This is a genomic window from Halobacteriovorax sp. RT-1-1 (assembly GCF_047085455.1).
GTDB lineage: Bacteria > Bdellovibrionota > Bacteriovoracia > Bacteriovoracales > Bacteriovoracaceae > Halobacteriovorax_A.
Genome location: NZ_JBKIXZ010000002.1, coordinates 491,495 through 506,212, shown reverse-complemented (window position 1 = coordinate 506,212; position 14,718 = coordinate 491,495). Strand labels below are relative to the sequence as shown.

The following is a 14,718-nucleotide window of genomic DNA, read 5'->3' as shown; positions in this document are numbered from 1 at the left end:
CCGATAAGAAGTCTGTGAAGAAATATGTAATTTCAATACTTTTACTCCTCTTAATGCTACTTAATGCCACGGCCTCAGCATTAGATGCTGCCCTATTAAGTAGTGCCCAAGAAATTATAAAAAAACACGGCATTGAAAAAAGTCTAACTAATGAAGAAAAGTTTAATGCCTATATCGTCTTAGCATTTGAGCTTGAAACCTACGGCCACTTAGACAAGGCCATAAGCTTCTATGAAAAGGCCCAAAAACTTAAACCTAAAAAAGTTGACCCATTAGAGTTAGAAACGTCCTACCTCTTTGCGCTTTATAAATTCGATCAGGCCAAGGCCAAGAGCTATTTTAAGTCATATCAAAAAGCGATTGCTTCTTCTAAAGATTCCGATAAAGACGAGATTCTGCGTTTTTGGAAGAATGTCTTTTCTAATTCAAAACAAATTCAAAGTGGATTCTATGGCCAATTCTTTAAAGATAAGAATGTCAAAGAACTCATGGCCAAGAAGAAATACTCAAAGGCCCTAGCTCTTAGAAATCCTTCAGGACTAGAACATGCAAATATAAATGCCAAGCTTGAATACGACACTCTTTCACGTCTAAAGGGTAAAAAGCATGGCTTCTACTGTGAGCAAATGCTTAAAGAGTTTCCAAATTCCTACGCAGTCTCGATGGAGATCTGTCGCTATTTAAAATCAGGAAAGCTAAAGCATAAGGGATTAGATGAGTTAATTGAAAGAGCAAAGAAAGAAGCTCCTGCTCTGGTGCATATAGCCTCTGCTCTTAAGGATATTAAGTAATGAAGTTACTGGTATCCACTTTCTTTCTTATTTCTTTACTAGCTCTCGGCTCGTGTAACCAAGCAGGACTAGGAGCTGTTACGGCGGTAAAAAATCTTATCACAACTCCTTATCGTGGAGCGAAGTCGGCCATTAGTAATTATCAATACAATCAAATTAAAACCGCTGAGGAAACCAAGAGACTTTCATTTCAGCAACATGTACAACTTCTGTCATCTGAACAAGTGGATTGTCAGCGTCCGACAAGAGAGACAGCTTTTGAAGACTTTGGAAATATCCTTAAAGAAGTTCGCCAGCAGGTTTGTTCGTGTAAGAGCTGGGGAAGCTGCACAAGTGAGACTTGCTCATGTGAAACCCTATGTCCAAATAACTTTGATATTTTCAAAAGACGCGATCCCATAATTGAAAATAGCAAACTAAATAATTCTATGGCCTTTAGAAATTACGATTCCATCACATTATCAGATATTGAAGGGACTCAGGGGTATTGCTGGGGACATGCTTCTCTAACATCAAAGTTTAATCGCCTTGCCTTCTTTGATGGCAGTAAGAAAGAAGCTCGCGCTAACTTGGATGCTGCTCCAGATTCAAAAGAGCGCAAAGAATCCCTTGAATACTACAAGAAGATTATTGATGATATTGCCGATAATAAAGTTCGAAAAATCCCTGGTTTTAATAACCTTTTTGAGCTCTCATATCACCCAGATCTTCAATCATATCTTGCGACGAAAATGTCAAAAGAGTGGGCCAACAAGGCCATGACTTTTCAAGGCCTAAAGACAACTTTGTCAACGTCACCAATGAAGCGTGAAGATTCTCAAAAGCTACTTGAGGATATAAAGAAGAAAATTGACAATAACCAACAGCCACAACTTGTCTTCACAAGAAAAGAAAGCGCTGGTTTTACTCATACAACCCTAATTTCTGATTATCGAATCGTCGATGGAAATATCGAACTTTGCGTACGAGACAACGACAACGAACCTTTTTTAAATCACATGTGTCACAATAGAATTAAAATCAATGAGAATGGCGGCCTTTACTACAACTTTCCAAATTGGGGAGAGCTTGGAGGAGCGACAATCGCTCACAATGATAATGCTGATGCTGCTGTTCAATTTCATGAGTTAAGAAGTCATTGTGCAAGTGAAAAAGATTGTCCACTAAATGAATAAAAAAGACCCCTTGGACGAGGGGTCTAATTTTAATTATAAATTTCTTTGATTCTTATTTTGCTTTTACATCGATTACTTTACTTTGTAGTAATTCGCCTTTGTAAGAAACATCGACTTTAAACTTAAGTTTGTCGTCTTTTGTCTTTTTCTTAAACTTGTAAGTTAGGGCACCAGTTGCTGTTACACCGCGACCAGGAGCTGCAACCTTAGTTGATCCTTTCTTAAGTTCAACAAACTTATCCCCTTCTAGTACACTGATTGCAACATCGTAGCTTCCAGGAACAAAGTCACGTAGACCTGTTAGCTTAACTTTTACATCGTGGCTTCTAAACTTACAGTTAAATAGACCTAGCGCACACTTGCGATCCTTAACCTTATCTTCAAAATCAAGGGCAACTTGAACCTCTGGGTTAACGACAACATTTGCATTGAATGTTGCAATCTCAGTGTAGCTTCCACTTAGCTCATCACCTGGGTAAGTTAACTCGATCTTCATTTCGATATCTGAACCTGGACGAGCGTTATTTGCAACTTTCGCTTGGATAACATCTGTTAGCTCAATTTGTGCTTGTGCTGGTAGAACTCTTAAGTTTGTACGAGAGTTTACGATTTCAACATTTGAAGTTGCTGCAACTACTTTTGCACTAATCGCACCGCGGTTTGAAGCAAGTTTTCCAAAGTTTACAAGCCCAAGACCTACAGAGAATTTTCCATCTTGAGTTAGACCTTTTGCATCTTCAGTTTTTACACTTGTTTGTGCTGCTTGGTTAAGGCGAACAACAGCGTTACTAGCAAATAGCTTCTTTGCTTGGGCCTTACCAAGAGCAAGCATTTCTTCTTTTGCTGCTTGGATATTTTCATCAAATCCAGCTTCCTCACCATCTGCAACACCATTTTTGAAGGCAACACCTTCTCCTTCTAGGCGAGCCTCAGCAAAGGCTGTCTTGTAAGCTTTGTCGAAACCTTTTTGCGTTTCTTCTTCAAAATTACCAGCGGCAGCTTCATCACGAGAACTCTCAAAGAAGTCCACGTAGCCTGCGAAGTAAGTATCTTTGTGACTAACACTAAATTCAGCTTTATAAGCGGCATCGTAAGAAGCACCACACGCTTTCTTGAACTCATTAACACCTTTGTAAACATCAAAGCAATTTTTGAAGTCTTCATCGATATCGATACGAGTTGGCGCAGTGTAGGCATACTGAGGAAGCGCTTTTGTTTTTGCACTATCATTTTCATATGACTCGATCTCTCTTTGTGTTTTGGCGATCTCTTGATCTACTTTTGAAGTAAATCTTGAACCTAATGATTCAGTAGTCGCTGTGTATTCAGGAGCGACAAAATCTAATGCTTCAAAAGCTGGAGAAACAAATTCTTGTGCCATTGAGAATGCTTTCTCTAAGAAAAGGCTTCCGTTAACACTATTTGATAACATCACTCTATTTGTTGGTTTATTAGAGAAAGTCTCGCTCTTAACTTGCTCATATCCTTTTGGAAATTCTTGTGACTTTGCTAAGCTCTTAGCTTTTGCAACACCAGCTTCATACCCTTTTGCAAAACCTTCATCATAGCTTGCTTGAGAATTAACACCGGCCTCATACCCCTTTGTAAGACCATCTTCTTTTCCATCCACAAGTCCCGCAAGGTAGCCACGTAACTCACCTAGCTTCTTCCCGTTGGCACCCCCAAAGAAACTTGCATCTTCTTGTACATCAGCACTTGCCTTGTACTCACCTGCAGTTGCTCCAGCGGCTTCACCTTGAGATGCTCCAAGAGCTTTTGCATCTCTTTCATATTGAACATAAAGGTTGCTGCGGCCTTGGTATGCTTGGTACTTATTATTTGTGATATTTTCAAGATCACTTGCAACAGTGTCTGCTCTTGCAAACTCTTGCTCTTTAACTAGCTTATCTTCAAGAAGACGACTTCTTTCAACTTCAAGATCTGCGATACGGTCTTCGTTACTTGCCATCTGTGATCTTTTCGAAGCGATAACACTTGAGTTTTGCATGATTCGTTGTGATGAATCAGCGATGATATTTTGGTTGGCAACAAGTCTTTCACTTCTTGCTTGAGACTGCTCTTCTAACTCTAAGCGAGTTACGTGAAGTGAATCAAGACGATCAACAAGTAATTTAATGTCTGACTCAACTACTGATAGTCTTCTTTCATATGAATCACGTTCTGCCACGAGTGCATTTTGAGTATTTCTTAGTGAGCCAACTTCACGGCGCTGACTATCAAACTGATTCTTCTCACGATTTAGTTCATTTCTAAATTTCTTTAGATCTGAATCAATGAGTGCAACTCTTTGTGATGCTTTTTGCTTTTGATCTTGAAGTGAAGCGATATCAACTTCAAGACGCTTTATATCAGATTTAACTAGGGCAAGCTTAGCTTGTGCCTTATCAAGATCAGACTTGGCCGATGCTTGAGCTGTCTTTGCACTATTTAAACTATTTTGAGCTGCAACTAGTCTTTGCCTTAGCTTTTCAAGCTGAGGTGCCGCTTGTGCGATCTCAGCTTCAACATCTTTAATATCTTGGCGAAGACTTCTAACCTCACCCTTTTTCGTATTTATTTCAGACTCAAGGATAGCAATCTGATTGCTACCACCACTGATTGTACTTTCGGCCTTAGCAATCTTTTTAGCAAGTTGCTCAAGCTCTGTAGTCACTTGAGTTAGGCGTGTTTTTGTTTCTTGGATTTTATCTCTTAAAATTTTACGACGCTCTCTAAGGTTTTTGATTTGATTAGCATTACCTCGATCGTTGCGATCACCGGCCATTAGAGTTTTAAGGGCCTCCTCAACTTGTACCATTTCAGCTTCTAGTACAGATCTCTTATTATCAAGATTAGTCTTTTGAGAAGCAAGAGGACCTCTTTGTGATTTAAGTCCATCGATTTGTGACTTTGCACTCTCAAGTTCCCTCTTCGCTTTTTCAAGTTCGCTTGTTTTAGCAGATAATGCTGTTTGAGCAGTACTTAATTGAGACTGTAAATTACTTCTTTTTTGAACTAGTGGCTTAACTGCTTGTTCTTGTTTACTGATCTTATTTTCGATTTGAGTTACTTGCGCTTGTGCTTCACTAACTTCAGAATTTGCCGTTTGAAGTTTTGTGCGAGCATTTACGACTTGTGACTCAAAAGTAGAAACCTTAGAAGTTGCTTGCGCAAGATCTTGTTTCTTTGATTTTATTTCTTCTTGGATTTTTGGAAGTTTGATATTTAAGCGGTCGCGCTCATCTATTGCTTTAGAGATATTTGATTCTAGTGATTTGATCTGATCTCTTGTGCGGTCTAATTTCTTTTGTGCTTTATCGAGTCGATCTCCATTAGCTCTTAGACTTGAGAGAACAGAGTCTAGAGCACGCTTAAGGTTGCGGGCCGTATTGCGAGGGCCTGAAAGATCAGATTCAGTGCGATTAATTTCTCCGTTTACATCGCTTAGTGAGTCAGCAAGTCTTTGAAGTTCTTGTTCTAGGCCTTGGTTTTCAAAGCTTAGCTCTGAAATTGTCGTTTCAAGATTCATATTTTGTGTACTTAAATCAGAAACAAGAAGGATGGCCTCTTCGATCTCTCTTTTTGAGATTGAGATCTCACTTCCATTGGCCTCAAGCCTAGCAACGATTTCAAGGATAAGATCACTGATTTGAGTGGCAGACATTCTAGCAGCATCACTTTGAGACTTAGCTGAGTTGTATGAGGAAAGATAGGTACGGTAATCAATCTCGTCTGGAAGTCCCGATGGAAGTCCCGCATGTGCATTGGCGGCCATGGCCATAACAGCTAATAAAACAACATTTCTCTTCTTTGCTACTTCAGCAATTGATCTCATCATGATTCCCTCTCCTTTTGATCACTTTGATAAGAATTGTTTTATAATTCCCTATTGAGAATGTTGAGGGCACTTCAAAAAGAAATTAATTTATCGAGGCAATTGTAAGTTTTTATCAGAATATGACATTGTGATTTGAAATATTTACAGGATCTAAAGGCCAAAAAGGCCCACCTATTTACTAAGTGGGCCCTTTTGACATTACTTTACTTTAACATTGAAAACTTTGGTATGCAGTACGCTCCCCTTATAGAGGACTTCAAATTTGAATTTTAACTCTTTTCCAGAAGCCTTCTCTTTAAATTTGTAAGAAAGTTTTCCTGACTCAATTTTACCTTGCCCAGGAACCCCAAGAGTAAGTGCTGATTCTTTTAAATCTATATACTTACCACCTTCTAGAACCTCTAATCTAACATTAAATTCACCAGGGATATTGTCACGTACTCCCTTAAGTTGGAACTTAACATCGTGAGTTTTATACTTACATCCTAGCCAACACTTCCCGTACTCGACAGTTTCATCGAATGAAACCGCATATCTAATGTCAGGATTAGGAAGAACAACAGATTTGAAAGTTGTCACTTCAGTATACTTATCTTTTAAGCTATCACCTGGATAAGTAAGTTCAATATCCATAATTACTTCAGAACCTGGTTGAGCATTATTTGCAATTTTCGCAAAAATCACATCTTTTAGATCCATCTTAGTTTCTGCTGGAAGATCAATAAGGTTTACCTTCTTATCGAAAACTTCAACGTTATCAGTTGTAGAAATAACCTTTGCAGAGATAGCGCCTTTCTCACTTGCCATCTTTCCGAAGTTTACAAGTCCAAGTCCAACTCCAAAGTTACTATCTTGAGCAAGTCCTCTAGGATCTCCACTTGTTAAAATGGCCCCTCTCGACTTATCAACTCTTACAACAGCTTGTTCTTCAAAAAGAGCGTTTCCTTTCTCTTTTCCTTCCATTGCCATTTGTTCGCGTAGCTCTCCAAGATTTTCCTCTTCAGCTAAAAGTGCTCCATCTTTCTTTCCATTTTCGAAGGCCACGTTCTTACCTTCAACCATCGCATCACCAAATCCATAACGGTGTCCACGATCAAAACCAATCTTACGAGTGTCAGCATGATCGTTAGTTCTCGCTTCTTCTCTGGCATCGACAAAGAGTTGATCGTACTCTTCAAAGTATACCTTTCGATGTGAAGCTAGGAACTCTTGCCCGTAAAGCTCATGATAAGAAGATTCACAAATGGCCCTTAGCTCAGCAACCGCTTTATATACTTTTTGACAACGAAGCTCTGCCTTACCTTCTGCAATCTTAGCTGGCGCTGTATATACATATTCAGCACTTCCTTTGATCTCTTCAATATTACTTGTAAGAGATTCTATTTCAGCTTGGATACGAGTAACTTCTTCCTCATAAGTATCTTTTGAATTTCCAAGATCAAATGGAACATGATCTGAATGAGTATCATCAGATGTGTTCTCATCAAGGCTAGCAAGATATGGCATTTCCACAGCACCCATAAAGAAAGCTTTTTCTTGTACTTTATTAACAAGAACAACATGACTGTCTGGAAGAACTGACATCTTAAGCTCTTTTGCTTGCGTAAACGCAGTGTGAAAGTCTTCTTCCATAGCAATATTTTTGGCATTTTGAAGCCCTATTGCATAACCTTCATTATGTCCTAGGTCGTAATCTTCTTTTGAATTAACACCTTGCTCATAGCCATCAGTCTTCCCTTGCTCAAGTCCTTCTTCAAGACCAACAAGGTAGCTATCTAACTCTCCTACGCTTTGACCATTTAGACCACCGTACTTATTAGCATCCGCTGTTGCATCTGCAGATGCTGTTTCAGAACCTATACTTGCACCATCAGTAATAGCATCAACTTGTCCAAGAACCTTAGACTCACTTACATACTCATTGAATAGATTTTGACGAGTTTCAAACTTAATTCGAGCATCTTGAGTTTTTTGCTCTAATTCTTCTGCTCTTGCTTCAGAGACAATTAGAGTTTCTTCACTCTTAGTCTTACGCATAAGAAGTTCTGTACTTTCTTTTTCTAGCTTGGCCAAGAAATCCTGACCGGCCTTAAGTTCCGCTTGATTTTCAACGATAGCAGAAGAATTTGTTCTAAGACGAGAACGTGTTGTTATGATTTCATCTGTTAGCTCAGATTTTCTCTTAGTCTTTTCAGAAACAATGATATTTAACTCTTCTGTTCTCTTAGCAGTATCTTCAGACATTTTTTTAGTTTCAAAAATCTTGTCATTAAGACTTGAAATTTTCTTCTGATGTAAGTCACGATTTGATTCAAGAGTCGTTTGATTTCTTGAGATCTTTCCTGAATTCACTTCAGTTTCAACGAGTTTATTTTGAGTATTTACATGCTCTTCTTTAAGTTCTTTAAGAGACACTTGAGCAACTCTTAGCTTATCCTTTGCAAGAAGCTCTTTCTTTCTAAGATCAGCACCTTCTTCACTAAGCACTTTAATCTCACCATTTAAAACAGTAAGTTTATGCTTCACTTCTTCATAATCATTGATCGATGCACCAAGATCATCTTGAGAACGTTTTAACTCTAACTTAGCTTCTTCTAGAGCAGCTTCGACTTGTTTAAATCGTGGAGCAGTTCTAATAATCCTCTCATCAACAGAGACAAGTAGTGACTCTTGATATCTTAGTTTCTTCTCAGCACTAATATATTGTTTTTCAAGGAACATTAGCTTTAAATCGCCTTCTTTAATCCTGTACTCAACTACTGAAAGTTTCTTTTTAACAGCTTGGAAATCATCATTTAATGCTTTAATTTCACCTTCAACGAGTAACTTTCTAGCTAGTAAATCTTTTCTTTGAGAAGTCTGATCATCACCTAACTGTAGTAAGTCGATTTCGATCTTTTCTAATTCATGTTTTTTAATCGTTTGATCTGCTTCAATTCTTTCAATCTCAGCTTCAAGAGCAGTTGCTTCTTCTTTAACAGTATCCATAATTTCTTGGTACTTAATGAGGGCAACATGAGTTTTAGAATATTCTTTCTTTTCAACACTAAGATTTGCAAGAATTGTATCTCTCTTTCTTAAAAGAGGACGAATATTACTTGTTTGCTCGTTATAGTCGATATTAATTTCTTCGGCCTTAAGTTTTGCTGAACGAAAGATTTCTCTTTTTCGGGCAACAAAATTATCAAGCTTTTCCATTTCTAATTCTAATGGTCTAACTTTTGGTAAAAGAGTATCGAGCTGCTTCTTATTCTTAGAGACTTTACTAAGTACACTACTGTACTCATTCGTTAAGCTCTTCACTTCAACAGACTTATTATCAGTTTGCTTACTTAAAAGAGTAACTCTTGCCTTTAAAGAGATAAGTTGATCTTCATTCTCTTTAGCTAAACGACTATTAGCATCAAGTTGTGCAATTGTTTCTTTTAGAATTGACTGCTCAAGTTCAACACTCTTTTTAAGAGATGTAAGCATGGCCTCATTATTACTAATGATGACTTGACCTTCACTCAGTTCCTTTTTTACAGAAACTAAGAGCTCTTCTACTTGCCCCTGTTCTCTAACTAGCTCATTTAAGTTAACTTCGAGAATTTCGCTTTCCCCGCTTAATTGATCAATCATAGCAGTCGCATCAGCAACGATTTTCTGAGTTAATTCAACATCGTGAGTATTAACTTCAAGAAGCTCAGCGATTTTCATAATTTCAGCTTTTAGCTCTTCTACTTTAAACATCGCTGAATGGCTTTGGGCCTTCGAAGTATCATAAAGCTTCGAATACTTTTGATAATCAATTTCATCAGGTAATGTTGCATGTGAAGCAACGGCCATAAGTGATAAAATAACTAATTTTTTACTAATTCCAATTGTATTCATATTTCTCCCCTTCTTCTAAAAGTTCAAAAGACTAACTTTATGCACAAAAAACCGCCCATTGGTATTACCAACAGTCTCAGTGCATCTAAATTTTGTGAGGAGTATTAAAGCAACTTGAGATTTAATTATAAATTTGAGGATTGAAAAATGCCTGGCCGCAACTTAAGCAGAGACAGGAAAAGACGGCGGCCAGGCTTTTACACACAAGATAAGGACTTTTCAATAACCTCAAATAAACATTATTTTGAGCGAATCACATTGTAAATAGCTCTTGTTAAACTTTACTTTTTCTTTACTTAAATACTTGGCAATTATTTGAAGATTTCCTTATTTTGGAAAAAGACATTTTTCAAAAGATAAAGTCAATCAAGTATGGGTTTTTAATAACCCGAGCAAATTACTCTAGTGAAATCTCCTTTTCTGCCGGTATCTAAACACCTAAATTTATTATATACTTTATAGGTATAGCTATTTTCCAGATAACAATAAAATCTCTACATAAAATGGAAAGGGGGAACAAATGAAAAAGCTTTTTACACTATTACTTTTAGGTTCTGCACTAGTTATGACTTCATGTGGTTCATCATCAAAAACTGATGACACAACTTCTGTAGAATCTGTTGATTACAGCAATGCTTCTCTTGAAGTGAATGGTGACTCAGATTCAGGTAAAGCTGGTGCACTAAGAACTGTTTATTTTGCATTTAATTCATCAGGACTTAGCTCATCAACTAAAGCAACTCTTGAAGCAAACGCTGACTTCCTTAAAGGAAATACTTCTGTTGAAGTACAAGTAGAAGGTCACGCTGATGAAAGAGGTGGACGTGAGTACAACATGGCACTTGGTGAAAACCGTGCACGTGCAATTAAGAACTACCTAGTAGCTCTTGGTGTTGATGCTTCAAGAATCTCTACTACTTCTTACGGTAAAGAAAGACCAATTTCATTTGGTCACAATGAAGATTCTTGGTCACAAAACAGAAGAGGAAACTTCGTAATTATTGCTAAGTAATCTTTAAAAAATGAAAGAATTAAAAAATAAAATCACATTTTTAATTTTACTTCTATCTTTGGGTAGCTGCGGTCTAACGACCGTACGCCCGAAGTTAGAAATGACTTATGCACAGGTTGCTTTCCTTGCGGCCAAGGAAGCTGGCGGACAAACACTCGCCCCTAACCTTTACCGAAAAGCCGAATTCTACTACTTAAAAGCAAAATCAAGCTACAAGAGAAAATTCTTTAACAAAGCTAAGAAGTACGCCATTCTATCTAAGCAATTCTCAGAAAAGGCCGAGTTCAAGGCATATCGTAAGAAAACTCTCGATAGCATTTAATATATCTTATTCGGAGAATTTCTCATGAAGAAACCTTCCCTACTTACAACGATTACATTAACAATTTTAATGGGTGCTTCAATGACATCTTGTAAAACACAAGAACAAATTGAGCGCGAACAAAAGATCAATACGATGTCTGTGCAAATGCAACAGAATCAAAAGCTTAATGCTGATTCACTCTCAAAAGTACAAGAGCTACAAGATAGCGTTCTTCAATTTCAAGGACAACTTGAAGAGTACACAAACGGTAAGGATCAAAAGCTAGAAACAGTTGATCAAAAACTTCTAAAACTAGAAGAACAGAATACTGTCTTAACTGATGAGGTAACAAAGCTTACAGCTAAGATTGAAGAACAAGATAAGTTCATCAAGGAAGTATTAGCACTCCTAAAAAAAAAAGAAACTGAAAGAAAAGAGATAGCGAAAGCAAAAAGTCGCTCACCTTATGATCAGGCCATGTTTCTTTATGGAAAAGGTAAATACAGCGAAGCTCGTCCTATTCTTGAAAAACTCTATAATGAAAATAAAATCAAAGGTAAAAGAAGAGGTCGTATCATTCACAATCTAGGAATGATCTCGTATATCCAAAAAAGAAATGACGATGCTGTCACATACTTTTCAACTCTTTATACATCAATGCCTTCGTCTGCTTACAATGCTAATGGACTAGTTTATTTGGCCAGAACTTTTAAAAGACAAGGCCAAGCCGAACAAGCAGTTGTGACACTTGAGGAGATGCTTAAGTCATTCCCAAAAAGTCGCCACGTCCCTACTGCTAAAAAGTTATTAGCAAGCTACAAAAAATAAGGAATAGCATGAAAAAAATTTTAGGACTCCTAAGCTTAACTTTCGCACTTTCGTGTCAAAGTATTATTGACCTGGATCGCGACAGTGAAGAGTTAAAAATTGAAGGACCAAAATTTTCAATCCTCTTCTCTCACTCGATCTCTGGAGAGACTCACCCATGTGGATGCCGCCAATTTCCATTAGGAGGTCTTCCGCAAGTTGCAGGCTTTATGAGTGATTTTAAAAAGGATCATCAATACCTCTATATTGACACTGGTGATATGCTCTTTCCTTCATCAGTTGTTCCTGGCCATATTGAAAAGTCTCAGAAATTTGCGGCCTTATCACTTGCAAAAGGATTAGATAAACTTGGGCTTAAATACACAATCCCAGGAGATCAGGATCTAGCTGCTGGACTTGATTTCTACAAAGAAGTACTTTCACAAGTAAGTTTTAAAGTTCTCGTTTCAAACCTTGCTGATAAGAAGTCCCTACCCCACCAAGAATATGCAAAGATTCAATTTGGAAAGAGCACAATCTTTCTAACAGGAATCGTGGCGGCCGGAAGCTTGCAATCAGAGTTTAGAGATCTATTTATCAATCCAGTTAAAAACTTTAAAAATACATTAACAACGCTTAAAGAAGCTGGCTTTGATGATAAGAATCCACTCCATAAACTAGTTCTTATGTCCCATGCTGGACTTGATTACGATAAGAAATTTGCTGAAACATACCCGATGATCGATTGGATTATTGGTTCACACTCACAAAGTTTTACAAATTACTCTATTGACGTTGGTACAACACAAATCGTTCAAGTTCTCTCAAAGAACCACTATATCGGAGAAGTCGCCTTCTCTGCAGGGACTGAAAAAATTGAAAAAGAATTCTCTTACCATGAAATGCGTGAGCAGTTGGGAGAGAGGATTCCAAATAACCCTTTTACAAGCTACATCAATAATCACAAACAAGAGCTTGATAGCATTCGCGATAAAGAACAAAAAAGCCTAAGCTTTGCTGATAGTGGTATTAAAAAGCTTGCCGATACAAAAAGCTGTCTTGAGTGTCACTCAGATCAAGGTGATCACTGGGCCAAGACACCTCACGCGATTTCTTTTGGAACTCTTATGATTGCCAAAGAAGAGAATAAAACGAGCTGTATGCAGTGTCACTCTCTTGGAATGAATGAAGAAGGTGGCTATATCAACCACAACGATATCGTGCACTTTAAAGATTTAAAAACAAGTGATGCCAAATTTAACGCTCACAAACAAAAGTACTGGCAGGATGTATCAAAGGCCTTTAGTGGTGTTGCTTCTGTTCGCAAGCTTGATCCTAAAAAAATAAAATCAATTCGCGTTGCATGGGATAAGGCCAATGAGAAACACAATGTGGAGCACTCATTTGCTAATGTTCAGTGTCTAAACTGCCACTCGATGGTAACAGATCACCCATTTGCCATTGAAGATGAGACACAAAAAAAGGCCCATACAAAAGCGGCCATTAAGAATAAATGTCTTGGTTGTCACACTAGTGACCAATCACCAGAGTGGTATAAGAAAGATCGCGATGGAATTTATTCTGGAGTAAATGACGAGTACTTCGATAAAATGTATCAAAAAATGACACACTAAAAATACGACGGGGACTTCAGTTTCTTACTGATAGTCCCCTTTTCTTAGCTTCTTCTCAACATCTTTTTTCTGCTGATCAGATCTCTTATCATGAAGCTTCTTCCCTTTTGCAAGAGCAATTTCAAGCTTAACACGTGAGCCTTTAAAATAGATGATCGTTGGAACAATCGTAAGCCTTTCGGCCTTCACACGGTGAGCGATTTCAGCAATTTCCTTTTCATTTAAAAGAAGTTTTCTCTTTCTCGCCTCTTCGTGATTGAATTGATTCCCAAATTCGTATTCAGGGATTTTGATATTATTGGCCCAAACTTCGCCGTTCTTATCAATTGTAATATGGGACTCACCAATTGAGACTTTTCCAGCGCGCAAAGACTTAACCTCAGTTCCCACTAACATCATTCCTGCTTCGTAAAGTTCAAGTATTTGATAGTCGAACTTTGCTCTTTTATTTTTGGCGATTATTTTCTTTCCCATTATTTACTCATTTAGATACTTATATAAATTTTGAAGGTCATCTAATTTTAGCGCTTCTGCTCTAACTGTCAAAGGCTGATTGATTTTGGCCAGGGCCTCGGCAATCTTATCTGCTGGAGCATAAGTTTTAAGAACTTTTCCAAGCTGTTTTCTCTTAAATTGAAAGACAGCTCTTAAGAATTTCTCAAATTTACTAAATTCAGACAGAGGAATCACTGGACTCTCCAGGCGCTCAAAGCTAATTACAGCAGAGTCAACCTTTGGCGGAGGTGTAAAGGCACCTGGAGGCGCTTTTACAAGCAAAGATGTCTTAAAATATGTTTGTGATAGGGCCATTAAAGACCCCATGAAATTCTTCTTTGAAGCAAAGGCAAAAACCTTATCAGCAACTTCTTTTTGAAACATCAGCGTCATATACTTAATTGCTGGTGTTTGAAGAAATTTTAAAAGAAGTGGTGTCGAGATATTGTATGGTAGGTTTGAAACCAGCCATAACTCGTCACTAATATTCTTATCGCTAATAAATTGATCAAAATCTAGCGCAAGGGCATCTGTGAAAAGAATATTTTCTTCTTTAACGATTGGTCCAAGATATTCGATCATACGAGTATCCATTTCAACAACGTTAAGATTGCCATCATGAGCAGCAAGATGCTTTGTTAGGATTCCAGGACCAGGTCCAACTTCGATGATATTCTTTGCAACATCTGCATAATCATCTGTAATTTTAGTAATGATATTTTGATTATTTAAAAAGTGCTGACCGAGTTCTTTATTGGCCCAAGGTAGTTTTGATTTTGATTCTTCCAT

10 protein-coding genes are annotated in these 14,718 nt (G+C 37.7%); 6 read left to right on the top strand and 4 right to left on the bottom strand.

Annotated features, from left to right (window positions below; translation table 11 throughout):
• Positions 1-14: 14 nt before the first annotated feature.
• Both ACMAWV_RS12785 and ACMAWV_RS12780 read left to right on the top strand, forming a co-directional pair.
• Positions 15-791 (top strand): hypothetical protein, encoded by a 777-nt coding sequence (locus tag ACMAWV_RS12785; RefSeq protein WP_412470268.1) that lies wholly within the window; start codon positions 15-17, stop codon positions 789-791.
• Positions 791-1,966, top strand: a complete 1,176-nt coding sequence (locus ACMAWV_RS12780) for a hypothetical protein (protein WP_412470269.1) — start codon at positions 791-793, stop codon at positions 1,964-1,966. The genes ACMAWV_RS12785 and ACMAWV_RS12780 overlap by 1 nt, the downstream gene beginning before the upstream one ends.
• A gap of 52 nt (positions 1,967-2,018) precedes the next feature.
• Here the strand turns inward: ACMAWV_RS12780 and ACMAWV_RS12775 are convergent, their stop codons facing one another.
• Both ACMAWV_RS12775 and ACMAWV_RS12770 read right to left on the bottom strand, forming a co-directional pair.
• Positions 2,019-5,804 carry a hypothetical protein gene (locus tag ACMAWV_RS12775; RefSeq protein WP_412470270.1) on the bottom strand — a complete coding sequence of 1,262 codons (3,786 nt, stop codon included), beginning with the start codon at positions 5,802-5,804 and terminating at the stop codon, positions 2,019-2,021.
• Between the two features lie 198 nt (positions 5,805-6,002).
• Positions 6,003-9,677 carry a hypothetical protein gene (locus ACMAWV_RS12770; RefSeq protein ID WP_412470271.1) on the bottom strand — a complete coding sequence of 1,225 codons (3,675 nt, stop codon included), beginning with the start codon at positions 9,675-9,677 and terminating at the stop codon, positions 6,003-6,005.
• A gap of 520 nt (positions 9,678-10,197) precedes the next feature.
• Here ACMAWV_RS12770 and pal point away from each other — a divergent pair.
• Genes pal through ACMAWV_RS12750 form a run of 4 tightly spaced genes read left to right on the top strand, consistent with a single transcriptional unit; the run spans position 10,198 to position 13,434 of the window.
• Positions 10,198-10,689, top strand: coding sequence for a peptidoglycan-associated lipoprotein Pal (gene pal, locus ACMAWV_RS12765; RefSeq protein ID WP_103219240.1), 492 nt, complete (start codon positions 10,198-10,200; stop codon positions 10,687-10,689).
• A 10-nt stretch (positions 10,690-10,699) separates the two neighbouring features.
• Positions 10,700-11,011: a DUF4398 domain-containing protein gene (locus tag ACMAWV_RS12760; protein WP_103219239.1), complete on the top strand. Its 312-nt coding sequence runs from the start codon at positions 10,700-10,702 to the stop codon at positions 11,009-11,011.
• Between the two features lie 24 nt (positions 11,012-11,035).
• Positions 11,036-11,821 (top strand): tetratricopeptide repeat protein, encoded by a 786-nt coding sequence (locus ACMAWV_RS12755; protein ID WP_103219238.1) that lies wholly within the window; start codon positions 11,036-11,038, stop codon positions 11,819-11,821.
• Positions 11,822-11,829: 8 nt separating this feature from the next.
• A complete protein-coding gene (locus ACMAWV_RS12750; RefSeq protein ID WP_412463340.1) occupies positions 11,830-13,434 on the top strand; it encodes a multiheme c-type cytochrome in 1,605 nt (534 codons plus the stop codon).
• A 24-nt stretch (positions 13,435-13,458) separates the two neighbouring features.
• Here the strand turns inward: ACMAWV_RS12750 and smpB are convergent, their stop codons facing one another.
• Both smpB and rsmA read right to left on the bottom strand, forming a co-directional pair.
• Positions 13,459-13,908, bottom strand: coding sequence for an SsrA-binding protein SmpB (gene smpB / locus ACMAWV_RS12745; protein ID WP_103219236.1), 450 nt, complete (start codon positions 13,906-13,908; stop codon positions 13,459-13,461).
• 3 nt (positions 13,909-13,911) lie between these two features.
• Positions 13,912-14,718: a 16S rRNA (adenine(1518)-N(6)/adenine(1519)-N(6))-dimethyltransferase RsmA gene (gene rsmA / locus ACMAWV_RS12740; protein WP_412470272.1), complete on the bottom strand. Its 807-nt coding sequence runs from the start codon at positions 14,716-14,718 to the stop codon at positions 13,912-13,914.